Origin of the sequence: Staphylococcus sp. IVB6181 (genome assembly GCF_025561445.1) — a bacterium.
Classification (GTDB): domain Bacteria; phylum Bacillota; class Bacilli; order Staphylococcales; family Staphylococcaceae; genus Staphylococcus; species Staphylococcus simulans_B.
The window spans coordinates 1,028,041-1,051,956 of sequence record NZ_CP095096.1; the positions used below are offsets into that span (position 1 = coordinate 1,028,041).

Annotated in this window: 17 protein-coding genes and 2 rRNA genes; 7 read left to right on the forward strand and 12 right to left on the reverse strand. The window is 40.6% G+C overall.

The features are described 5' to 3' along the window. Positions 1-49: 49 nt before the first annotated feature. Together MUA90_RS04820 and MUA90_RS04825 are read left to right on the forward strand one after the other, a co-directional pair. A 16S ribosomal RNA gene (locus tag MUA90_RS04820) occupies positions 50-1,601 on the forward strand. A gap of 246 nt (positions 1,602-1,847) precedes the next feature. Beyond that, positions 1,848-4,772 (forward strand): 23S ribosomal RNA (locus MUA90_RS04825). The 16S and 23S rRNA genes sit together here, the layout of an rRNA operon. Positions 4,773-5,033: 261 nt before the next feature. Here the strand turns inward: MUA90_RS04825 and ilvA are convergent. Genes ilvA through ilvD form a run of 9 tightly spaced genes read right to left on the reverse strand, consistent with a single transcriptional unit; the run spans position 5,034 to position 15,878 of the window. Next, a complete protein-coding gene (gene ilvA, locus MUA90_RS04830) occupies positions 5,034-6,302 on the reverse strand; it encodes a threonine ammonia-lyase IlvA (RefSeq protein ID WP_114602978.1) in 1,269 nt (422 codons plus the stop codon). A gap of 12 nt (positions 6,303-6,314) precedes the next feature. Further along, positions 6,315-6,896, reverse strand: coding sequence for a 3-isopropylmalate dehydratase small subunit (leuD, locus tag MUA90_RS04835; RefSeq protein ID WP_262588540.1), 582 nt, complete (start codon positions 6,894-6,896; stop codon positions 6,315-6,317). Next, a complete protein-coding gene (gene leuC / locus MUA90_RS04840) occupies positions 6,889-8,271 on the reverse strand; it encodes a 3-isopropylmalate dehydratase large subunit (protein WP_262588541.1) in 1,383 nt (460 codons plus the stop codon). The genes leuD and leuC overlap by 8 nt, the downstream gene beginning before the upstream one ends. Before the next feature lie 15 nt (positions 8,272-8,286). Further along, positions 8,287-9,327 carry a 3-isopropylmalate dehydrogenase gene (leuB, locus tag MUA90_RS04845; protein ID WP_262588542.1) on the reverse strand — a complete coding sequence of 347 codons (1,041 nt, stop codon included), beginning with the start codon at positions 9,325-9,327 and terminating at the stop codon, positions 8,287-8,289. After that, positions 9,324-10,856, reverse strand: coding sequence for a 2-isopropylmalate synthase (locus MUA90_RS04850; RefSeq protein WP_105994196.1), 1,533 nt, complete (start codon positions 10,854-10,856; stop codon positions 9,324-9,326). The genes leuB and MUA90_RS04850 overlap by 4 nt, the downstream gene beginning before the upstream one ends. 24 nt (positions 10,857-10,880) lie before the next feature. Then, positions 10,881-11,885, reverse strand: coding sequence for a ketol-acid reductoisomerase (gene ilvC, locus MUA90_RS04855; protein WP_105994197.1), 1,005 nt, complete (start codon positions 11,883-11,885; stop codon positions 10,881-10,883). 58 nt (positions 11,886-11,943) lie between these two features. Further along, on the reverse strand, positions 11,944-12,417 hold the full coding sequence (ilvN, locus tag MUA90_RS04860; RefSeq protein WP_262588543.1) for an acetolactate synthase small subunit: 474 nt from the start codon (positions 12,415-12,417) through the stop codon (positions 11,944-11,946). Continuing rightward, entirely contained in the window at positions 12,414-14,174 is a 1,761-nt protein-coding gene (gene ilvB, locus MUA90_RS04865; RefSeq protein WP_262588544.1) for a biosynthetic-type acetolactate synthase large subunit, read from the reverse strand. Before ilvB ends, ilvN begins: the two co-directional genes overlap by 4 nt. Positions 14,175-14,180: 6 nt before the next feature. Beyond that, on the reverse strand, positions 14,181-15,878 hold the full coding sequence (gene ilvD / locus MUA90_RS04870) for a dihydroxy-acid dehydratase (RefSeq protein ID WP_262588545.1): 1,698 nt from the start codon (positions 15,876-15,878) through the stop codon (positions 14,181-14,183). A 457-nt stretch (positions 15,879-16,335) separates the two neighbouring features. Here ilvD and tsaE point away from each other — a divergent pair, with 457 nt between their 5' ends. Genes tsaE through tsaD form a run of 4 tightly spaced genes read left to right on the forward strand, consistent with a single transcriptional unit; the run spans position 16,336 to position 18,908 of the window. Next, positions 16,336-16,809 (forward strand): tRNA (adenosine(37)-N6)-threonylcarbamoyltransferase complex ATPase subunit type 1 TsaE, encoded by a 474-nt coding sequence (gene tsaE, locus MUA90_RS04875; protein WP_262588546.1) that lies wholly within the window; start codon positions 16,336-16,338, stop codon positions 16,807-16,809. Further along, positions 16,778-17,443: a tRNA (adenosine(37)-N6)-threonylcarbamoyltransferase complex dimerization subunit type 1 TsaB gene (gene tsaB / locus MUA90_RS04880; protein WP_262588547.1), complete on the forward strand. Its 666-nt coding sequence runs from the start codon at positions 16,778-16,780 to the stop codon at positions 17,441-17,443. The genes tsaE and tsaB overlap by 32 nt, the downstream gene beginning before the upstream one ends. Continuing rightward, on the forward strand, positions 17,419-17,883 hold the full coding sequence (gene rimI / locus MUA90_RS04885; protein WP_398577370.1) for a ribosomal protein S18-alanine N-acetyltransferase: 465 nt from the start codon (positions 17,419-17,421) through the stop codon (positions 17,881-17,883). Before tsaB ends, rimI begins: the two co-directional genes overlap by 25 nt. Continuing rightward, entirely contained in the window at positions 17,883-18,908 is a 1,026-nt protein-coding gene (gene tsaD, locus MUA90_RS04890) for a tRNA (adenosine(37)-N6)-threonylcarbamoyltransferase complex transferase subunit TsaD (protein ID WP_262588548.1), read from the forward strand. Before rimI ends, tsaD begins: the two co-directional genes overlap by 1 nt. Before the next feature lie 361 nt (positions 18,909-19,269). Here tsaD and MUA90_RS04895 read toward each other — a convergent pair whose 3' ends face one another. Then, complete coding sequence (locus MUA90_RS04895; protein ID WP_262588549.1) at positions 19,270-21,195, reverse strand: ABC-F family ATP-binding cassette domain-containing protein; 1,926 nt, start codon at positions 21,193-21,195, stop codon at positions 19,270-19,272. A gap of 562 nt (positions 21,196-21,757) precedes the next feature. On the opposite strand from MUA90_RS04895, the gene MUA90_RS04900 reads away from it, so the two are divergent. After that, positions 21,758-22,399 carry a redox-sensing transcriptional repressor Rex gene (locus MUA90_RS04900; RefSeq protein WP_262588550.1) on the forward strand — a complete coding sequence of 214 codons (642 nt, stop codon included), beginning with the start codon at positions 21,758-21,760 and terminating at the stop codon, positions 22,397-22,399. Positions 22,400-22,450: 51 nt separating this feature from the next. Here the strand turns inward: MUA90_RS04900 and MUA90_RS04905 are convergent, their stop codons facing one another. Further along, positions 22,451-22,675 (reverse strand): sulfurtransferase TusA family protein, encoded by a 225-nt coding sequence (locus tag MUA90_RS04905; RefSeq protein ID WP_105994206.1) that lies wholly within the window; start codon positions 22,673-22,675, stop codon positions 22,451-22,453. A 42-nt stretch (positions 22,676-22,717) separates the two neighbouring features. After that, a complete protein-coding gene (locus MUA90_RS04910; protein ID WP_262588551.1) occupies positions 22,718-23,803 on the reverse strand; it encodes a YeeE/YedE family protein in 1,086 nt (361 codons plus the stop codon). Between the last annotated feature and the right edge of the window lie 113 nt (positions 23,804-23,916).

Here is a 23,916-nt window from a genome sequence, read left to right on the forward strand (position 1 = left end):
ACGTTTTATAACAAATAGTTTTTTATGAGCTAGTCAAACATCATAAATTTTTATGGAGAGTTTGATCCTGGCTCAGGATGAACGCTGGCGGCGTGCCTAATACATGCAAGTCGAGCGAACAGACGAGGAGCTTGCTCCTCTGACGTTAGCGGCGGACGGGTGAGTAACACGTGGGTAACCTACCTATAAGACTGGAATAACTCCGGGAAACCGGGGCTAATGCCGGATAATACATGAAACCGCATGGTTTCATGATGAAAGACGGTCTTGCTGTCACTTATAGATGGACCCGCGGCGTATTAGCTAGTTGGTAAGGTAACGGCTTACCAAGGCAACGATACGTAGCCGACCTGAGAGGGTGATCGGCCACACTGGAACTGAGACACGGTCCAGACTCCTACGGGAGGCAGCAGTAGGGAATCTTCCGCAATGGGCGAAAGCCTGACGGAGCAACGCCGCGTGAGTGATGAAGGTCTTCGGATCGTAAAACTCTGTTATTAGGGAAGAACAAGGATGTAAGTAACTGTGCATCCCTTGACGGTACCTAATCAGAAAGCCACGGCTAACTACGTGCCAGCAGCCGCGGTAATACGTAGGTGGCAAGCGTTATCCGGAATTATTGGGCGTAAAGCGCGCGTAGGCGGTTTCTTAAGTCTGATGTGAAAGCCCACGGCTCAACCGTGGAGGGTCATTGGAAACTGGGAAACTTGAGTGCAGAAGAGGAAAGTGGAATTCCATGTGTAGCGGTGAAATGCGCAGAGATATGGAGGAACACCAGTGGCGAAGGCGACTTTCTGGTCTGCAACTGACGCTGATGTGCGAAAGCGTGGGTATCAAACAGGATTAGATACCCTGGTAGTCCACGCCGTAAACGATGAGTGCTAAGTGTTAGGGGGTTTCCGCCCCTTAGTGCTGCAGCTAACGCATTAAGCACTCCGCCTGGGGAGTACGGCCGCAAGGCTGAAACTCAAAGGAATTGACGGGGACCCGCACAAGCGGTGGAGCATGTGGTTTAATTCGAAGCAACGCGAAGAACCTTACCAAATCTTGACATCCTTTGACAACTCTGGAGACAGAGCCTTCCCCTTCGGGGGACAAAGTGACAGGTGGTGCATGGTTGTCGTCAGCTCGTGTCGTGAGATGTTGGGTTAAGTCCCGCAACGAGCGCAACCCTTAAGCTTAGTTGCCAGCATTAAGTTGGGCACTCTAAGTTGACTGCCGGTGACAAACCGGAGGAAGGTGGGGATGACGTCAAATCATCATGCCCCTTATGATTTGGGCTACACACGTGCTACAATGGACGGTACAAAGGGCAGCGAACCCGCGAGGTCAAGCAAATCCCATAAAGCCGTTCTCAGTTCGGATTGTAGTCTGCAACTCGACTACATGAAGCTGGAATCGCTAGTAATCGTAGATCAGCATGCTACGGTGAATACGTTCCCGGGTCTTGTACACACCGCCCGTCACACCACGAGAGTTTGTAACACCCGAAGCCGGTGGAGTAACCTTTTAGGAACTAGCCGTCGAAGGTGGGACAAATGATTGGGGTGAAGTCGTAACAAGGTAGCCGTATCGGAAGGTGCGGCTGGATCACCTCCTTTCTAAGGATATATTCGGAACAGTTTCGTTAGAAACTGAAATAGGAATAACGTGACATATTGTATTCAGTTTTGAATGTTTATTGAAAACATTCATTGATTGTACATTGAAAACTAGATAAGTAAGTAAAAAATAGATTTTACCAAGCAAAACCGAGTGAATTAGAGTTTTAAAAGCTTTATTCATTTAAATGAATCGCTAGTAATCAATTGCCGATGGCAAACGATTACTCACAATATTAATAACGTGATTAAGTTATTAAGGGCGCACGGTGGATGCCTTGGCACTAGAAGCCGAAGAAGGACGTTACTAACGACGATATGCTTTGGGTAGCTGTAAGTAAGCGTTGATCCAGAGATTTCCGAATGGGGAAACCCAGCACAAGTTATGTTGTGTTATCGACATGTGAATACATAGCATGTCAGAAGGCAGACGCGGAGAACTGAAACATCTTAGTACCCGCAGGAAGAGAAAGAAAAATCGATTCCCTGAGTAGCGGCGAGCGAAACGGGAAGAGCCCAAACCTATGAGCTTGCTCATTGGGGTTGTAGGACACTCTATACGGAGTTACAAAGGAATAAATTAGACGAATCGTACTGGAAAGTTGAACCAGAGAAGGTAAGAGTCCTGTAGTCGAAAGTTTATTCTCTCTTGAGTGGATCCTGAGTACGACGGAGCACGTGAAATTCCGTCGGAATCCGGGAGGACCATCTCCCAAGGCTAAATACTCTCTAGTGACCGATAGTGAACCAGTACCGTGAGGGAAAGGTGAAAAGTACCCCGGAAGGGGAGTGAAAAAGAACTTGAAACCGTGTGCTTACAAGTAGTCAGAGCCCGTTAATGGGTGATGGCGTGCCTTTTGTAGAATGAACCGGCGAGTTACGATCTGATGCAAGGTTAAGCAGCAAATGTGGAGCCGCAGCGAAAGCGAGTCTGAATAGGGCGTTGAGTATTTGGTCGTAGACCCGAAACCAGGTGATCTACCCTTGGTCAGGTTGAAGTTCAGGTAACACTGAATGGAGGACCGAACCGACTTACGTTGAAAAGTGAGCGGATGAACTGAGGGTAGCGGAGAAATTCCAATCGAACCTGGAGATAGCTGGTTCTCTCCGAAATAGCTTTAGGGCTAGCCTCAAGTGATGATTGTTGGAGGTAGAGCACTGTTTGGACGAGGGGCCCCTCTCGGGTTACCGAATTCAGACAAACTCCGAATGCCAATCAATTTAACTTGGGAGTCAGAACGTGGGTGATAAGGTCCATGTTCGAAAGGGAAACAGCCCAGACCACCAGCTAAGGTCCCAAAATATATGTTAAGTGGCAAAGGATGTGGTATTGCCCAGACAACTAGGATGTTGGCTTAGAAGCAGCCATCATTTAAAGAGTGCGTAATAGCTCACTAGTCGAGTGACACTGCGCCGAAAATGTACCGGGGCTAAACATATTACCGAAGCTGTGGATTGTCCGTAGGACAATGGTAGGAGAGCGTTCTAAGGGCGTCGAAGCATGATCGCAAGGACATGTGGAGCGCTTAGAAGTGAGAATGCCGGTGTGAGTAGCGAAAGATGGGTGAGAATCCCATCCACCGATTGACTAAGGTTTCCAGAGGAAGGCTCGTCCGCTCTGGGTTAGTCGGGTCCTAAGCCGAGGCCGACAGGCGTAGGCGATGGATAACAGGTTGATATTCCTGTACCACCATTTATCGTTTTAAGCGATGGGGGGACACAGTAGGATAGGCGAAGCGTGCTGTTGGAGTGCACGTCCAAGCAGTGAGACTGAATGGTAGGCAAATCCGCCATTCTCAAGGTTGAGCTGTGATGGGGAGAGGAAACATGTTTTCCTCGAGTCGTTGATTTCACACTGTCGAGAAAAGCCTCTAGCTAGATAACTGGTGCCCGTACCGCAAACCGACACAGGTAGTCAAGATGAGAATTCTAAGGTGAGCGAGAGAACTCTCGTTAAGGAACTCGGCAAAATGACCCCGTAACTTCGGGAGAAGGGGTGCTCTTTAGGGTTCACGCTCTGAAGAGCCGCAGTGAATAGGCCCAAGCGACTGTTTATCAAAAACACAGGTCTCTGCTAAACCGTAAGGTGATGTATAGGGGCTGACGCCTGCCCGGTGCTGGAAGGTTAAGAGGAGTGGTTAGCTTCTGCGAAGCTACGAATCGAAGCCCCAGTAAACGGCGGCCGTAACTATAACGGTCCTAAGGTAGCGAAATTCCTTGTCGGGTAAGTTCCGACCCGCACGAAAGGCGTAACGATTTGGGCACTGTCTCAACGAGAGACTCGGTGAAATCATAGTACCTGTGAAGATGCAGGTTACCCGCGACAGGACGGAAAGACCCCGTGGAGCTTTACTGTAGCCTGATATTGAAATTCGGCACAGCTTGTACAGGATAGGTAGGAGCCTTAGAAGCGTGAGCGCCAGCTTACGCCGAGGCGCTGGTGGGATACTACCCTAGCTGTGTTGGATTTCTAACCCGCGCCATTGATCATGGCGGGAGACAGTGTCAGGCGGGCAGTTTGACTGGGGCGGTCGCCTCCTAAAGTGTAACGGAGGCGCTCAAAGGTTCCCTCAGAATGGTTGGAAATCATTCATAGAGTGTAAAGGCATAAGGGAGCTTGACTGCGAGACCTACAAGTCGAGCAGGGTCGAAAGACGGACTTAGTGATCCGGTGGTTCCGCATGAAAGGGCCATCGCTCAACGGATAAAAGCTACCCCGGGGATAACAGGCTTATCTCCCCCAAGAGTTCACATCGACGGGGAGGTTTGGCACCTCGATGTCGGCTCATCGCATCCTGGGGCTGTAGTCGGTCCCAAGGGTTGGGCTGTTCGCCCATTAAAGCGGTACGCGAGCTGGGTTCAGAACGTCGTGAGACAGTTCGGTCCCTATCCGTCGTGGGCGTAGGAAATTTGAGAGGAGCTGTCCTTAGTACGAGAGGACCGGGATGGACATACCTCTGGTGTACCAGTTGTCGTGCCAACGGCATAGCTGGGTAGCTATGTATGGACGGGATAAGTGCTGAAAGCATCTAAGCATGAAGCCCCCCTCAAGATGAGATTTCCCAACTTCGGTTATAAGATCCCTCAAAGATGATGAGGTTAATAGGTTCGGGGTGGAAGCATAGCGATATGTGGAGCTGACGAATACTAATCGATCGAAGACTTAATCAAATTTAAAGTTTTGATTGGTCGAATTGAAAATTACTTACTATCTAGTTTTGAATGTATAATCGTAAGTTATATATTTATGGATGCGATGAGCCGCATTGAGATCTCAGGTTTGAGGTCTTTTTTTTATGCCTAAATTCCTGTTAGCATATCATTTAGTCTAGTAGTATTCTATTTCTTGAAGGATAGGCGATGGTAATTAGAACTTTATACATAAAAAGAGAAGCCGTGCATCCTGAGGGAAACACGGCTTGTCTCTGTGGTTTAAATCAATAATGAATACAACATTTTGTTTTCATTAATATAGATATTAGATGGATCGAACTCATGAACCTTTTCTTTAAGGCGAGTCAGATCATCATGATTGTTGAGCTGGATACCGATAATAACTGTACCTGTGTTTTGAGAAGACTTTTTCAAGTACTCAAATTTAGTAATATCATCATTCGGTCCTAATACATCATTTACGAACTCTTTTAACGCACCTGGACGTTGAGGGAAGTTGAAAATGAAGTAATGTTTCATTTCTTCAAAGAGTAATGAGCGTTCTTCGATTTCTTTCATGCGGTTGATATCATTGTTGCCGCCGCTGATAATACAAACTACTGTTTTACCTTTAATTTGATCACGATATTGTTCTAGAGCGGATACGCTTAAAGCACCTGCAGGTTCTGCGACAATGGCTTGTTTAGAATACATATCTAAAATTGTCGAACAAACCGCACCTTCATCGATTTGAAGATAATCATCTACGACTTTTTTCGCAATTTCAAAAGTAATTTTGCCGACTTGTGCTACAGAAGCACCATCTACAAATTTATCGATTTCAGGCAGTTTCACACGTTTGTTTTCTAATACAACAGAAGTATACATACTTGCGGCACCTTTAGGTTCTACACCTACAATTTTGGTTTGCGGTGATTTTTCTTTGAAGTAGCTGCCTACACCAGAAATCAATCCGCCGCCGCCGATAGCTGAAAATAGATAGTCAACGTGGATATCCTCTTGTTTCGCTTCTTGTAAAATTTCAGTCGCAATTGTACCTTGACCTGCAATTGTATTGACGTTATCAAATGGATCGATAAAGTTCATTGCGTGTTTCTCAGTGTACTCTAAAGCTTCTTTTAAGCAATCATCAAAAGTATCGCCGACTAATACGACTTCTACATTTTCTCCGCCGAAGAATTTAACTTGGTTAATCTTTTGAAGGGGAGTTGTGACTGGCATAAAGATGACTGCTTTCAAGTCTAAACGACGTGCAGTAAATGCGACACCTTGTGCATGGTTGCCTGCACTGGCACATGTAATACCTTTTGCTTTTTCGCTGTCAGATAAGACTTGAATTGCGTTGTAAGCACCTCTCAATTTAAAAGAACGTACCCATTGTAAATCTTCTCGTTTCAAATATACATTACAATCGTATTTTAAAGATAAATAGTGATCCTTTTCTAGAGGTGTTTCTTTTACAATCGGCTGTAATGATAAAAAAGCATCCTCTATATCTTTCGCTGATACAGCAGTTTGTACTGTCATTTCGCTCACTCCTTAATTTTGTTGGAATTTATGTTCATATTGTTCAATTTGGTCTTCATACTCTAATGTAATCGCAATATCGTCTAGTCCTTGAACGAGCTTGTTTTTCCAAGTTGAATCAATATCAAAATGTAATTCTCGATCAGGTATTTTAATAACCTGATTCGGAAGATCGATTTCAAGTTCTTTATAGTTAGATAAGAACTCGCGATCTTCTTGGTTTAATACTATTGGTAATAAAGCATTTTTAGTTGCGTTCATGTAGAAGATGTCACTGAAACTGCCGGCAATAATAATATTAATACCGTAGTCTTTAAGCGCCCATGCCGCATGTTCACGGCTTGACCCGCATCCGAAGTTATCTCCTGTAATTAAAATGGAAGCCCCTTTATATTGAGGTTGGTTCAATTCAAATTCAGGATTATCCGAACCGTCTTCTAAATAACGCCATTCATCAAATGCATAAGGACCGAGTCCTGTTTTTGATACGCCTTTTAAATGTACTTTCGGGATGATTTGATCCGTATCAATATTGTCGTGGAAGAGTAGTGCAGTTTTGCCTTTATATTGAGTAATCGGTTCAATTTTAAGCATGTTCAATCGCCTCCCATTTTCTTACATCTACAAAGCGTCCTTCAATCGCAGCTGCTGCGGCCATTGCAGGTGATACTAAGTGTGTACGTGCACCTTTGCCTTGTCGTCCTTCAAAGTTGCGGTTGCTGGTAGAAGCACAATGTACACCAGCTGGCACTTGGTCAGGGTTCATACCCAAACACATTGAACAGCCAGGTTCACGCCATTCAAAACCAGCATCTTTAAAGATTTTATCAAGACCTAATGCTTCAGCTTGATGTTTAACACTTCTAGAACCCGGTACCACAATCGCTGTGATATTTGGATGTACTTTATGGCCTTTGACAAACTTGCTTGCTTCTTTCAAGTCTGAGAGGCGGGCATTTGTACAAGAACCTAAGAAGACATAGCCTAATTCAATATCCTCTGCTTTCTCTCCAGGTTTAAGGTCCATATAGTGATAAGCACGTTCGTCGTTGATAGTTTCAATTTCTGGGAATGGGGTATTAAAGCTGACACCCATTTCAGGACTTGTTCCCCAAGTGACTTGAGGTTCAAGGTTTGAAACATCTAATTCAATAACACGATCAAATTGTGCATCTTGATCACTGTAAAGTGTTTTCCAATAATCTGCAGTTGCTTCATCGATATGTGCATAAGGACGGCCTTTCACATATTCAAGTGTAGTTTCATCAGGATCGACTAAACCGTATTTTGCGCCGGCTTCGATAGCCATGTTGCAAATCGTCATACGTTCATCCATTGAAAGACTGCGAATCGTTGATCCTGCAAATTCAAGGGCATAACCTGTACCGAAATCAACACCGTATTGGTTGATCAGATAAAGAATAATATCTTTGGCATAAACACCTTTTGGCAATTCGCCGTTAATATCAATCAAAAGATTTTTAGGTTTTGTTTGCCATAGTGTTTGTGTCGCAAATACATGTTCAACTTCACTTGTGCCGATACCAAAAGCAATCGCACCGAAAGCACCATGTGTTGCTGTGTGAGAGTCTCCGCAAACAATGGTTTTACCAGGTTGAGTTAATCCCATCTCTGGTCCGACCATATGTACGATACCTTGTTCTTCAGTACCATTATCAAAGAGCTTAACACCAAATTCAGCACAGTTCTTTTGAAGCGTTTTGATTTGTGTTGCGGCAATTTCATCTTTGATGTTGAAAATATCTTGTGTCGGTACATTATGATCAATTGTCGCAAAAGTTAAATCAGGGCGACGCAGTTTTCTGTGTTGAATTCTTAATCCTTCAAAGGCTTGAGGTGATGTGACTTCATGGATAAGATGCAAGTCAATGTATAATAATTGCGGTTCACCTGCATTTCCTGTGAGTACGTGTCTATTCCATATTTTATCGAACAAAGTTTGACCCATTTCAATCACCATCCTTTAAAGTTGTTGTAAAATTTTATCGAAAATTTCCGAAGTATGTGCATTACCGCCTAAATCAGGTGTTGTAAAACCTGTTTTAAGCAAATTATAAACAATAGCTTCTAATTCTTCTGCAGCTTGTACTTCATTGAATGTTTCTTTGCAGCACATAGCAAGAGAAAGAATCATACCTGTAGGGTTTGCTATATCTTTACCAGCAATATCAGGTGCAGAACCATGAATCGGTTCATAAAGTTTTGTACCTTTTTGTCCATAGCTGACAGAAGGGGATACGCCTAAAGATCCTGGAATGACTGAAGCTTCGTCACTTAAAATATCACCAAACAAGTTTTCAGTAACAATGACATCAAACTGTGTTGGGTTAGTAATAAGGTGCATACTGCACGCATCTACAAGTAAGTGCTGAACTTCTACATCAGGGTAAGATGCTGCGACTTCATTAATTGTTTTGCGCCATAATTTACTTGAGGCTAATACATTTTCTTTATCAACAGAAGTCAGCTTTTTGCGTCTTGATTGTGCAAGCTTGAATGCTACATGTGCAAGACGTTCAATTTCTTCTTTAGAATAAGTTAATGAATCAATCGCATGATCATCAGCTAGTGTTTTAGGTTCTCCAAAGTACAATCCGCCTGTTAACTCGCGTACAATCACAAAGTCAGTACCTTTGACTCTTTCTTCTTTTAAAGGAGAGAATTTGCTTGCGCCTTCGACTACAGCAGTAGGGCGGAGGTTCGCAAATAATTCAAGGTTCTTTCTTAAAGCGAGTAGACCAGCTTCAGGACGTTTTGGACTATCATTCCATTTCGGTCCGCCGATTGCGCCTAATAAGATAGCATCAGATGCTTTACAGGCTTCTAGTGTAGATGATGGAAGCGGGTCGCTATAGTTATCTATAGCGGCCCCTCCAAAATCATAGGTTTCTAATTCATAATCAATGTTATATTTTCTGCTTAATTTCTCTAATATTTTTAAAGTACCTTCTAGTATTTCGGGTCCGATTCCATCGCCTGGAAGGGCAGTGATTTTATAACTCATGCATTCACCCCATCATTCGCTGTTTGTTCAGCAATATGATTAGAATATGCTTCAACATAAGCTTTGCATGAAGCAAGCAATACGTCATGATCAATACCGATACCATAATAAGAACGGCCATGAATACTGATTTCAACATTAACTTGAGCTTGTGCATCAGATCCTTCAGTAATAGAAGTGATTTGATAGTTTAAAAGTTCTGACTTAGCATCAAAGATTAAATCAACTGCATTGTAAACAGCTAGGATAGAACCAGTGCCTGTTGCGGCAGATTGATATTCTTTACCGTTTTGGTCACGAAGTTGAACGACTGCGCTTTGAACACCTTCAGCAACAAATTGAAGCTGTAAGTTTTCAACGTGATAAGCAGCATTTGTTTCGTGAGAATGACCTTGAACAAGGGCATGCACATCATAATCAGAAACATTTTTCTTTTTATCAGCAATCGATTTAAATTGTTTGAACAATTCAACTTGTTTTTCTGGACTGATTTCGTATCCAAGTTGTTTTAATTTTTCCGCAAAAGCATGTTTGCCTGACAATTTGCCAAGCGGCAATTCAGAAGTTTTGATACCGACTAATTGCGGAGTCATGATTTCATATGTTTCACGATGTTTTAAGAAACCATCTTGGTGAATACCAGATTCATGGCTGAACGCGTTTTGACCGATAACCGCTTTATTTCGAGGTACAGGAATACCTGCAAAGCGAGCAATCAAATCTGAAGTTTCTTTTGTACGTCCAAGATCAAGATTAGATTCAATACCATAATGATCTTTACGAACATATAAACCTAAAGCAACTTCTTCAAGTGCTGTGTTGCCGGCACGTTCGCCGATACCGTTAATACAGCCTTCAATACGTTTCGCACCGTTTTCAATGGCAGCCATACTGTTCGCTACAGCTAGACCTAAGTCATCATGACAGTGTGCACTGTAAATGATTTCTTTGTCAGATTTCACATTTTCAAGCAATACTTTAAAGATATTTCCAAATTCAGCAGGGTAGCTATAACCTACAGTATCAGGAATGTTAATTATTGTTGCACCTGCATCTACAGCTGTTTGGACACTTTTAATTAGGAAGTCTAAATCTGTTCGTGTCGCATCTTCGGGTGAGAATTGTACAACATCGAATAAAGATTTGCCGTAAGCAACGTTTTCAGTGATTTGCTCCAGCACTTCTTCTTGAGTCATTTTCAATTTATACTCTAAGTGGATAGGGCTAGTAGCGATAAATACGTGTAATTGCGGATATTTTGCATCTTTAGTAGCTTCGTATACAGCATCGATATCTGATTTTTTACATCTTGCTAAACCAACTACTGCTGTTTTTGTTAAGGCTCTTGAAATCGCCTGTACTGAATCAAAGCTGCCTTGACTAGATGCTGGGAATCCTGCCTCAATTACATCAACTCCCCATTTTTCTAGTTGCTTTGCGATGGTCAATCTTTCATCAAAAGAAAAACTGACGCCTGGAGTTTGTTCACCGTCTCTAAGTGTTGTATCGAAAATTTGAATATGACTCATTTTAATCAACCTCCTGATTGTGTATTATTCTTCAATAGTTTTATTTTCAACGAAAGGCATCATTTCGCGAAGTTTTTTACCAACGCCTTGGATTTGATGACCTTGAGCTTCTTTACGAAGTTTGTAGAATTCTTTGAATCCATTTTCATTGTCTTTGATGAAGTTATTAGCAAATGTACCGTTTTGGATGTCAGTTAATACAGCTTTCATGTTTTCTTTAACGTCTGGAGTGATAACACGTGGACCAGATACATAGTCACCATATTCTGCAGTGTTTGAAATTGAATAACGCATAGTTTCCATACCGCCTTCGTACATTAAGTCAGCGATCAATTTCATTTCATGTAATACTTCGAAGTATGCAAGTTCTGGTTGGTAGCCAGCTTCTACTAATGTTTCGAAACCGCTTTGGATTAAACGAGTTACACCACCGCAAAGTACTGCTTGTTCACCGAATAAGTCAGTTTCAGTTTCTTCTTTGAATGTAGTTTCGATTACACCAGCTTTAGTAGCGCCGATACCTTTTGCATAGCTTAATGCGATATCAAAAGCATTGCCAGTTGCATCTTGGCCTACACCGAATAATGCAGGAACTGAGCTGCCTTCTACGAAAGTACGTCTTACAAGGTGTCCTGGACCTTTAGGAGCTACTAAGAATACATCAACATCTTTAGGTGGTTTGATTACATCGAAGTGGATGTTGAAACCATGTGCAAATGCTAATGCGTTGCCTGCTTCTAAGTTAGGAGCGATTTCTTCTTCGTATACTTTACCTTGGATTTCGTCTGGTAATAATACCATTACTACGTCTGCTTGTTTTACAGCTTCTCCAACTGGATAAACATCGAAACCATCTTTTTTAGCTCTGTCGAAAGAATGTCCTGGGCGGATACCGATTACAACGTCATAGCCATTGTCTTTAAGGTTTTTAGCGTGTGCGTGACCTTGTGAACCATAGCCTAATACCGCGATTTTTTTACCTGCTAATGCGTCTTTTTTTACTGATTCGTCATAATAAACTGTTGTCATGATAAATTCCTCCAAATTTTTGTTTTATTTTAAATTCACAAATTTGCGAAAATTAAAATTATAATAATGCTGCTGTTCCTGTTCTTGAAACTTGATCAATCTGTTGTGATGATAGTTGTTCTAAAAATGCATCTAAAGCTTGTTGTGAACCAGAAGCTTGTAAATACGTATAACCATCTTCTTCATTCAAAACTGAAACTAGCGCATCACTGCGATTGATAATATTTTCTAACACTTTTTGGTCTACAGGTGTTGCTACTTTTACTAATAAAAGTTCTACATTGTAAAGACTTGTTGTAGTGATATCTTCTACAGATAATACATTGATTTGTTTTTCTAAATGGCGGATGAGTGATTGTGTTTCTGACTCATCATCGATTTCTGCCACAAAAGTCAAATCCGAAATGCCAGGCTTGATACTTGGTGTTACACAGAGGGTAACGATATTGAATTGACGACGTAAAAATGTGCTTGTCAATCTGTTCAATGTACCCGATTTATCGATTACTTGAGTTTTGAATGTATGTCTCATAGTACACCCTCCATTTCGTTATTGGCTTTACCGCTTGGAATCATTGGTAATACATGTTCTTTAGGTGAGATTCTTACTTCAATCAATGCAGGGCCTTTATGTGCAAATGCTGCATCTAATTGTGATTCCAATTGTTTCGGATCATCGATTAAGAATGCTTTCACGCCATAAGCTTCTGATAATTGCTGGAAGTCAGGTTGTCCATTGAATACTGAATGAGAGAAACGTTGGTTAAAGAACTTGTCTTGCCATTGTTTTACCATTCCAAGTGTTCCGTTATTGATAAGGACAATTTTAATATCTAACCCATATTCATTTAAGATAGCCATTTCTTGGTTGGTCATTTGGAAACCGCCGTCGCCTACAAAACAAACTACTGTTTTATCAGGTGCAGCAAGTTTTGCTCCGATAGCAGAAGGGATACCAAAGCCCATTGTTCCTAAACCGCCGCTTGTCACAAATTGATTATGATGTTTGAACGGATAGAATTGTGCTGCCCACATTTGATGCTGGCCAACATCTGTTGTAACAACTGCTTCGCCATTTGTGATTTTGCCGATATATTCGATAGCTTGTTGCGGTTTGATGAATAAATCAGCGTCTTCATCTGTATAAGCGAAAGGATGCTCTGTATTATTATTTACGCATTCATCCACCCAATCTTGATGGTCGTCGAAATGCTTTTTTTCTTGAAGCAATGCTTCTAATAATAATTTGCAATCTGCTACAACACCTAAGTCAGTTTTGATGATCTTATCGATTTCAGAAGCGTCGATATCTACATGAACAACTTTAGCGTTTTTGGCAAATTCTTTAGGGTTGCTTGCAAGACGGTCATCGAAGCGGCTGCCTAAGTTGATCAGCAAGTCGCAATCAGATAATGCCATGTTGCTCGCATAAGAACCGTGCATACCGCCCATGCCTAAGAATAGGGGATTGCTATATGGAATAGTGCCTAAACCGTGTAATGTTGTGACTACTGGGATTTGATGACGTTCTGCAAATTCAGTCATCAATGGACCTGATTGAGAATGTCTGACACCAGCACCTGCTAAGATAACGGGTTTCTTCGCTGATTTTAACCAATCAAGAATCGTCAATACATCTTTAGGATTCGGTGCATCTGCTAAACGATAACCTGGTAAATCAAGTTCCTCGCAAACATCTGCTTCTGTTTTCAAGATACCTACATCTTTAGGGAAGTCGATAACAACTGGACCTTTGCGTCCTGTATTTGCGATGTGGAAAGCTTGATGAACGACTTCAGGGATTTCATCCGGATGTTTAACTTGGAAGTTGTGTTTTGTGATTGGTGTTGTCATTGACAGCAAGTCAGCTTCTTGGAAAGCATCTTTACCGATACCTGGTGTTGCAACTTGTCCTGTAAACACAACTAACGGTAGTGAGTCACTGTAAGCATCCGCGATACCAGTGATAACATTTGTTGCGCCTGGACCGCTGGTAACAACGACTACGCCAGGTTTGCCAGAAATTCTGGCATAACCTTCCGCAGCGTGTACTGCACCTTGTTCATGTCGTGCTAAGATATGTCTGATTTTTCCATCATAGAAAGTATCATATAACGGTAAAACTGCACCGCCTGGATAACCGAAGATTTGTTCAGTACCTTCTTTTAATAGTGCTTCAGCGAGCAGTTCTGAACCGCTTCTCTCTGTCGACTTGGCTGTTTCATTTTTTCGTTCTGCTTGTGTGCCGGGTGCTTCATTTTGATTCTTAGTCATTTGTGGGTTAGACATAAAGCATCACTCCTCATCGATTAGATATTCTGGAACTCTCATTACGCCGCCTGTGTTTGCACTTGTAACGAGTGCTGTGTAACGTGCAAGATATCCAGATTTTACTTTTGCTTTGAATGGTTTAAGTTCTGATTTTCGTTTGTCTAATTCTTCGCTTGAAACTTCTACATCTAATGTTCTGTTTGTTAAATCGATTGTGATTTCATCGCCGTCGTTGATTAATCCGATCGGACCGCCTGATGCTGCTTCAGGTGAAATATGTCCGACAGCGATACCTCTTGTGGCACCTGAGAATCTTCCGTCAGTGATTAAGGCAACATCTTTGCCTAATCCGCGTCCTACGATAGAAGAAGTAGGGGCCAGCATCTCAGGCATTCCAGGTCCGCCTTTAGGACCTTCGTAACGGATAACAACCACATGTCCTTCGCGAACTGTATGGTTATCGATAGCTTCAACTGCTTCATCATGTGAATCGAAGCAAATCGCTTTTCCTTTGAAGACTTTGATTTCAGGGTCTACACCGCCGACTTTGATAACTGCACCGTTAGGAGCCAAGTTGCCGTATAAGATAGATAGACCGCCTTCTTTATCATAGGGTTCTTCCAATGTATGGATAACATCAGTATTTTTGATTTCTTTGCCTTCATTGTTTTCACGAAGTGTTTTGCCTGTAGCAGTGATTCTGTCCGGATGCAATGTTCCTTCTTTTTTCATTAATTCGTTGATAATCGCTGGAACACCGCCGGCTTCATGAACGTCATGCATAGAATATGAAGAACTTGGTGCAATCTTAGATAAATAAGGTGTACGTTTTGCGATTTCATTGATGCGGCTTAAATCATAGTCAATGCCAGCTTCATTCGCAATCGCAAGTGTATGAAGTACTGTATTTGTAGAACCGCCCATCGCCATATCTAATGCGAATGCATCATCTAATGCTTCTCTTGTAACGATGTCGCGCGGTTTTAAATCGTTTTTGATATTGTCTACTAATTTGAAGGCTGCTTCGCGAATCATTTCACGACGTTGGTCTGAAACAGCTAAAGCAGTACCGTTATATGGAAGGGCTAGTCCTAAAACTTCCATTAAACAGTTCATTGAGTTGGCAGTGAACATGCCTGCGCAAGAACCGCAAGTAGGGCATGCATTTTGTTCCATATCCAAGAAATCTTCCTTACTCATTGAACCGCCTTTAAATGCGCTGACAGCTTCGAACATTGAAGATAATGTTAAAGCTTTGCCTGTTGATGATAATCCGGCTTTCATCGGTCCGCCTGAACAGAAGATTGCAGGTACGTTGGTTCTGACTGCTGCCATCAACATTCCTGGTGTGATCTTGTCGCAGTTAGGAATGTAGAATACACCATCGAACCAATGGGCATTGATAACTGTTTCTGCCGCATCTGCAATGATTTCACGTGATGGTAATGAATAACGCATTCCTATATGTCCCATAGCGATACCATCATCGACGCCGATTGTATTGAATTCAAATGGAATAGCGCCAGCTTCTCTGATTGCTTCTTTAGCGATGTCTGCAAGTTCTCTAAGGTGTACATGTCCTGGAACGATATCAATGTAAGAGTTGCAAATTGCTACGAACGGTTTGTTCATATCTCTTGGGTCTTTGATTTGTCCTGTGGCATGAAGTAAACTTCTGGCTGGAGCTTGTTGGTCTCCTTTTTTGATAGTGTCGCTTCTCAATATAATTCCTCCCGTATATTCAAATAAAAAAAACGTCCCAATAATATTGGGACGTCAATGAAGTCCCATTCAATCGGAAATAGGACTTAAACATTTAGTAGTTTCAATTACTAAAGTTCGAGTCCTAGCAAATTAATAAAATGACTAAAATATTTGTTGTTGTCGGTTGTGTATTCGTATGTGTTCTGTTAGTCATTTCAATTTGCTCCTTTCGAATGGTTTTATGAATAAATTTGAATTGTCTAAAAATTTGATAAACTTAATTTACTACATGGGGAGGGCAATGTCAACAGATTTCAGAAAATTATCTAAATTAATTTTTGAAAAGGTTTTCTTTGATTACATATTTCAATTTTCATGCAATCAGTCATTTGATGCTGAAGGTATTGCTTAGCATGTTACAATATAGAAGACGAATTTTCTGCAGCATGCAGAAACATAAATAGGAGATTTGAAAATGATAAAAATCAACAACATTGATCAAATGAATCAATTTGCTGAAATTCTGACTAAGCATTTACAACCCAAAGATTTAATTCTATTAGATGGTAATTTAGGTGCAGGGAAGACAACATTAAGTCAATTTATAGGAAAGCACTTAGGTGTAAAACGTACGATTAATTCACCGACCTTCAATATTATTAAATCCTATAAAGGAACAAACATGAAGTTTCATCATATGGATTGCTATCGTTTAGAAGATTCAGAAGAAGATTTAGGATTCGATGAATATTTCGAAGACAATGCTGTCATTGTCATCGAATGGAGCGAATTTATTAAAGACTTGCTGCCGAACGCATTCTTGCGTATTCAAATCACTGCTCAAGATGCGCAGACAAGAACGCTTAATATAGAAGCAAGCGGACAACATTATGAAGCATTAAAGGAGGAAGTCGAACGTGAACTATCTGCTGCTGGATACATCCAATAAGCCTATGTCGCTTGCAATTATGCAAGATGAGACAGTTTTAGTTGAACATACTACGAATATTAAACGCAATCACTCTGTGCAGTTGATGCCTGCGATTCAAACAATTATTTCTGAAGCAGGTATGACAAAACAGGATATTGATGCCATTGTTGCCGCAAAAGGACCGGGTTCTTATACAAGCTTAAGAATCGGTGTAACGATTGCTAAAACATTAGCGTATGCACTGAACACGCAATTGTATGGTGTATCATCTCTTGCTGCTTTAGCTGCGACAATACCAAATATTCATGCAAATCAACTGATTGTTCCAGTGTTTGATGCGAGAAGAGAAGCGGTTTATACCGGCGTCTATCGTTATGAGCAAGGCAAACTTGTCACTATGCTGGAAGATCAATATATGACAATTTCTGAACTTAACAACTATCTTGAACAAAATGCATTGCCTTATGTATTTGTCGGATATGATTTAGAAAACATCCAAGACCTGCTCCACGGGAATATCTTGCATCAACTTCCAAAAGCCAGTGCTATGCATGCATTAATCGAAAATCCTGAAGACATTCATACATTCAAACCAGACTATCTGAAATTATCCGAGGCAGAACGCAATTGGTTAAAAACACAACAGGATTAGACAATTTAAATATACGATTAATGACTTTGGAAGATGTACCGCAAGTATTTGATTTAGAACGTATGTGCTTTAATGACAGCTCTTGGACGATTGATGCGTTTTATCATGAAGTAGAGAAAAATAAATTTGCACGCTACTTTGTGATGGAATACAACCAAGAAATCATCGGTTATATCGGGATGTGGGTTGTGATTGATCAAGCACAAATCACAACGGTAGCCATTACTGAAACGATGCGCGGTTACGGTTTAGGCAAATTGATTATCGAATATGCAATGAGTTATGCAAGACAAACATGCGATGTGATGAGTTTAGAAGTACGTATTGAAAATCGTCCGGCACGCCATGTCTATGAAGCCTTAGGTTTTAATTATGGCGGCAAACGCAAAAATTATTATGGAGAGGGTGAGGACGCACTCGTAATGTGGGTGGATTTATAATGGAAAAAGATACATTAATTTTAGCAATAGAATCAAGCTGTGACGAAACTAGTGCTAGTGTGATAAAAAATGGTAAAGAAATTTTAAGCAATGCAGTATTAAGCCAAATCGAAAGCCATAAACGTTTCGGCGGTGTAGTACCTGAAGTCGCAAGCAGACATCATGTCGAAGGCATCACAGGTACAATTGATGAAGCGTTAGAAACAGCACAAACAGATATGAAGGATATAGATGCTGTAGCTGTAACAGAAGGACCAGGACTTATCGGTGCATTATTAATCGGCATCAACGCCGCAAAGGCTTTAGCTTTTGCTTATGATAAGCCTTTAATCCCAGTGCATCACATTGCAGGGCATATCTATGCGAATAATTTAGAAGAACCTTTTGCGTTTCCTTTAATGGCTTTAATTGTATCAGGCGGTCATACGGAACTGGTATATATGAAAGATCATCTGAACTTTGAAGTTATCGGAGAAACTAGAGATGATGCAGTGGGTGAAGCTTATGATAAAGTTGCACGTACGATTGGTCTGCCTTATCCAGGCGGACCAAAGGTAGATCAATTAGCAGCAAAAGGCAAAGATGTTTATGACTTTCCGCGTGTATGGTTAGAACCAGACAGTTTTGATTTCAGTTTCAGCGGACTTAAAAGCGCAGTCATTAATAAGCTGCATAATCTAAAACAAAAGAATGAAACAATTGTCCCTGAAGATGTCGCAGCAAGTTTCCAAAACAGTGTCGTTGAAGTGTTGGTTGGAAAAGCAATCAAAGCGTGCGAAGCATACGAAGTTAATCAATTGATTGTCGCTGGCGGCGTCGCAAGCAACAAAGGTTTGCGACAAGCTTTAAAGACAGCATGTTCAGAACATGACATTAAGCTTTCAATTCCTAACCCTAAACTTTGTACAGATAATGCGGCTATGATCGGTGCAGCAGGCTACTATATGTATGAAGCAGGGATGAAAGCTGGTTTAGATTTAAATGGTAAAAGCAGTATAGATATTGAAGAATTTTCAGTAGAATAACAAAGAAGTGTCTTGAATCGTTTTTATTCAAGACACTTTTTTATACCATGACATAGTAATATTACAAGATAATGAACTTAAAAAACGCTTTACAAAGTTAATGGTTTGTCAATAGCGAACGTGCGTACTTATCAACAGAAAGTGAATAACTTGTGGATAATTGTGTGTAATTATGTGAATAACTGTGGATTTCGGTGTGAATTGTTGAGAAATCAGTGTCTTTTTACTTGTGGATAAAGTGGATAACTCTGTGGATAGTTGATGTAATAGGGTTTCGGGTGTGCATAATTTTGTTAAGGAATTGTAATAAAAGAGGCGCAAAAATGAGTATTCATTTGTGCACCTCTTAAACTATTATTGCTTATATCATTTTTTCTTGTAATTCTTCCCATTTTAACATCACTTGTTCGAGTTGCTGTTCGATTGTATCTTTTTCTTCAGCTAATTGTGCTGCTTTTTCTGGATCGTTAAAGACTTCAGGCTGTGTTAAAGCAGTATCGATTGCTTCTATTTGCTTTTCGAAGGATTCAATCTCTGATTCGCAGCTTTCAATTTGACGTTCCAATTGGCGCAATTCTCTTCTTTGCGCTTTTTGGTCTTCATATGAATGGTTAGTTTCGTCTTTGGCTGTTTCGACAGCTTGTTCAGCTTCTTGTTTGGCCAAAATTGCAGCTTGTTCTTCTGTTTTATCTAAGTAGTATTGATAGTCGCCGGCATAGACTGTACCGCCATCAGGCTGCATATCAAAGATTTTATTCGCAAGCTGGTTAATAAAGTAGCGATCGTGCGAAACGAAGATTAATGTTCCCTCAAAGTTTTGCAGCGCTTGTTCAAGCATTTCTTTAGAATCAATATCTAAGTGGTTGGTCGGTTCATCTAATATTAAAACGTTGTTACGTTCTAACATTAATAACGCCAACTGCAAACGTGCTTTTTCTCCGCCGGATAAGTCATTGATGATTTTTTTAACATCTTCTTGTACGAATAAGAAACGGCCTAATACCGCACGTACATCTTTTTCAGGCATCGTAGGATATTGATCCCATACATAATCTAGAATCGTTTTGTTAGATTTGAACTCTGCTTGCTTTTGATCGTAGTAACCGACGCGCAAGTTCGCACCATGGGTAATCTCTCCGCCGAGTTTTGGGAGTCTGTCCGCAACAGTTTTGATAAAGGTAGATTTGCCGATACCGTTCGGACCGATAACACCGATATGATTGCCTTTTGTGACTTCCATCGTAATAGGGGCAATGACTGGTTCTGTATAACCGATTTCTAAATTGCGGATATGGTAAACGTCATTGCCTGTATTGCGGTCGAAATCAAATTGGATGTTAGCACTGCGTGCATCGAGCATAGGTTTATCGATACGTTCGATTTTTTCTAATACTTTTCTGCGGCTTTTAGCCATACCGCTCGTTGAAGCACGCGTGATATTTTTTTCGACAATTGTTTCCAAGCGCTTGATTTCGGCTTGTTGACGTTCATATTCTTGCATACGTTTTTGATAGTACTGATCACGCTGTGTGATGAATTTACTGTAATTGCCTACATAGTGTTGAACAGCACCTAAAGCCACGTCATAAATCTGATTGACAGTTTTGTCTAAGAAGAAGCGGTCGTGACTGATAATCACAATAGCGCCTTTAAAGAAGTTCAAATAATCTTCAAGCCATTGTGTGGTTTCCATATCTAAATGGTTGGTAGGTTCGTCAAGCAGTAATAAGTCCGGTTCGCTGAGCAGCATTTGTGCAAGTGAAAGACGTGTTTTCTGTCCGCCGCTGAAGTCGTTTACAGGACGGTGAAAGTCTTCTTCATTAAAATTCAGACCATGCAGAACCGTTTTGATTTTACTTTCAAATTGATAACCCTCTAAGCGTTCAAATTGGTTGGATAACGATTCGTATTTGGCCATATGTTCTTTAAATGTGTCGGTTTCATATTCGTCCGCATGTTCAGCAAGCCATGTTGTTTCTGCTTGCATCGCTTTTTCCATTTGTTTCAAATGAGCGAAAGGTTTAGACATTTCTTCCCAAACTGAGTGGTGGGTATCGAGTGTCATTTGTTGTGTTAAATAACCGACTTTCAAATTTTTGATTTTTGATACATTGCCGCTGTCGTAGCCGTCGACACCTGCAATGATTTTCATTAATGTAGATTTGCCGGCACCGTTTCTGCCGACAATTCCGATTTTTTCATGACTCTTTACTTCAAAGTGGACATCGCTAAAGATTTCTTCACCATCGAAGGATTTTGAGACATTGTTAAGTTGCAGTAATATCATTCTTTTGTTTACGAGATGAATCTAATTAATATCTCGTAGTCCTCCTTCCTAAAAAGCGTCGCTTAGTTACTATTATAAGCGCTATAGGCATTATTTCCCAACATATCATGTCAGACATTGTTTTTGGACGTTTTGCATCGATTCGGTGTGGTTTTAAAGTAAATTTAGCAAGTAATTTTGATTTGTTTCGAAAATATGTATTCAAAACAATAATATAATCGTATAATAGTTACTATATTGCTGTAATTTGTATAGGCAAGTGTCATTAATTCTGAATACGGTAGGGAGATTTCACGAAACTGTTGATATTACAGTTATTCCTTTTTTTGATACCATGGGGTATACTTAGTTAATAAAAAACGTTTGCAGAATTTTTGTCAGATGCAATATAACAAAATAAAAACTATAAGAACACTATAATCTGCTTGATCTGCGTAAATGTTTCAACATTTGCGCAACTCCATCACTGTGCTATCAAAAATTGTACTATAAGAAGCAGTATTATTATGGTTAAATTGAAAAGTTCTAGGATAGTAGTTTGAAAGATTTGGAGGAAAACAGATTGGCAAATCAAAATAATAAAATTCCTCGCGCGACTTTGAAGCGATTACCATTATATTACCGATTCGTGAACACACTGCATATTAAGGGCATAGACCGCGTGAATTCTAAAACAATCAGCGAAGCATTAGACATTGATTCAGCTACAATCAGACGTGATTTTTCCTATTTCGGAGAACTTGGAAAAAAAGGCTATGGTTATAATGTTGAAAGCTTAATGGAATTCTTTAAAGGTGAAATCAGCGAAAGTGATGTTATAAGTATCGGCTTAGTCGGCGTGGGTAACTTAGGTAAAGCTTTGCTTTCTTATAACTTCTCAATCCATGATGATATGGTAATTACCGAAGCATTTGATATTAATCCCGATGTAATCGGCAAACAATTCGGTAAAGTAACAGTCAAAGATATGAAGGATATTAAAGGTATCTTAGATAAAGGGAATTTGGATGTAGTGATTTTAACAACTCCGGGAGAAGCCGCTCAAACTGCAGCGGATGAGCTTGTTAAAAGTAATGTGAAAGGTATTTTGAACTTTACACCTTCACGCATTGATGTTCCTGATGATGTGTCTGTTCATCATATTGATTTAGGGATTGAATTACAGTCATTGTTATTCTTTATGAATAATCTTAATCGTAAATAAAGAAAAGGAGTTTGCATGAATTATTAAATTCATCGCAAACTCCTTTTTATATTAGGCTTTTTGAACTGTGATAGTCCAAGAAGCATCGCCAAGTTGTTCGTAATTAGTTACGGGATAAGCTTTTTCAGCTGCCCAGTTTGGAATGGCTTCTGTTGCTTGAGTGCAGTCAAAGTCGATTTTTAATTCGTCTCCGACATTCAGTTCTTCCATTTTCTTTTGTGCTTCAATTAAAGGGAAAGGGCAAACCATTCCTACAGTACCTAATTCGTATACCATAATTGTATCCTCCTTGATTTATAATGCATTCGTGTGAATAGCTTATGATTGAGCAGCAGGTTGTGCTGATGATTGTGCAGAGGCTTTACGCGCCGCTTTCATCGGTTTGATGAAAATGAAGTAACTCATTAACCATGTACCTAAAATCATTGATGCTAATGCAATCCAACCTTGCCATGAAAGTGCTGCGGTTGCAACTAATCCGTTTCCGATTGAGCAGCCGCCGGCTACAGATGCACCGAAGCCCATAGCTGCACCGCCGATAACACTGTTGCGCAATGTCTTTTTATCCGGTAAACGCCAAGCAAATTCTCTTGAACCTTTTGCCGCAATATATGATCCGATAAAGATACCAAGTACTAAGAAAACGCCCCAGTCTAAGAATGATGTCTTACCAGATAAAATAAATTGTACCAAGTTAGATGAAGGTGTTGTGATACCGAGTCCGCCTTCACGTCCAGTAGAATAGCTCATAGGCCAAGCGATTAATGCAATCAGGCCTACAACAATCGCCGCAACGAAAGGATGGAATTTCTTTTCAAAGAAGAAGTGGCGTACACCTGTGAATTTTTGTTTTAATTTCGGTACTGCAATTTTAGGTTTAGGCTTGCGTAGTGTTTTCGTTACTAAATAACCTGTAATTGCGACAAGTGCAATCACCCAAATCCATGATGGAATACCTGTGCTTGTTGCCATATCTGCGTTAACATTCGTTTTAGAATTTAAACCTTCCATTACGGGTTTTAGTAAACCGACTTTAGTAATTGCTGAGAAAATCGCATAAGAAATTAATGCTAACCAGCTGCCGATTAAACCTTCGCCTGCACGGTAGTAAGTGCCTGTTGCACAACCTCCGGCAAGTACGATCCCAATACCGAAAATAAATGAACCTACAATTGTTCCGATAATAGGGAATGTGCCGTTTTCTAAAGGTTTGCCGATTATGGATGTAAATGCTAAAAGACCGATTGCTTGTACTGAAATCGCAATAAGCAAAGCATAAAACATTTTATTGTTCTTTTGAATATACATATCTCTGAATCCGCCAGCTAAGCAAAAGCGTGTACGTTGCATGACAAAACCGAGTAAAATACCCACGATTAAGCCGCTGATAATCATCCAAATCATGAATCTCCCTCTTTTCCGATAATGTTAATAAGTTTTATCCTAATACAGAATAGTATTAATTGCAAGGTGTAAATTTTCCGTAATGCTTTTTAATTTGATTTCGAACTGAAAAC

Bases quoted from the DNA above. Each gene is read 5' to 3' on its own strand.
- ilvA (WP_114602978.1), bottom strand. From the start codon at position 6,302: ATGACAGTACAAACTGCTGTATCAGCGAAAGATATAGAGGATGCTTTT.
- leuD (WP_262588540.1), bottom strand. From the start codon at position 6,896: ATGCTTAAAATTGAACCGATTACTCAATATAAAGGCAAAACTGCACTA.
- leuC (WP_262588541.1), bottom strand. From the start codon at position 8,271: ATGGGTCAAACTTTGTTCGATAAAATATGGAATAGACACGTACTCACA.
- leuB (WP_262588542.1), bottom strand. From the start codon at position 9,327: ATGAGTTATAAAATCACTGCCCTTCCAGGCGATGGAATCGGACCCGAA.
- MUA90_RS04850 (WP_105994196.1), bottom strand. From the start codon at position 10,856: ATGAGTCATATTCAAATTTTCGATACAACACTTAGAGACGGTGAACAA.
- ilvC (WP_105994197.1), bottom strand. From the start codon at position 11,885: ATGACAACAGTTTATTATGACGAATCAGTAAAAAAAGACGCATTAGCA.
- ilvN (WP_262588543.1), bottom strand. From the start codon at position 12,417: ATGAGACATACATTCAAAACTCAAGTAATCGATAAATCGGGTACATTG.
- ilvB (WP_262588544.1), bottom strand. From the start codon at position 14,174: ATGTCTAACCCACAAATGACTAAGAATCAAAATGAAGCACCCGGCACA.
- tsaE (WP_262588546.1), top strand. From the start codon at position 16,336: ATGATAAAAATCAACAACATTGATCAAATGAATCAATTTGCTGAAATT.
- tsaD (WP_262588548.1), top strand. From the start codon at position 17,883: ATGGAAAAAGATACATTAATTTTAGCAATAGAATCAAGCTGTGACGAA.
- MUA90_RS04895 (WP_262588549.1), bottom strand. From the start codon at position 21,195: ATGATATTACTGCAACTTAACAATGTCTCAAAATCCTTCGATGGTGAA.
- MUA90_RS04905 (WP_105994206.1), bottom strand. From the start codon at position 22,675: ATGGTATACGAATTAGGTACTGTAGGAATGGTTTGCCCTTTCCCTTTA.
- MUA90_RS04910 (WP_262588551.1), bottom strand. From the start codon at position 23,803: ATGATTTGGATGATTATCAGCGGCTTAATCGTGGGTATTTTACTCGGT.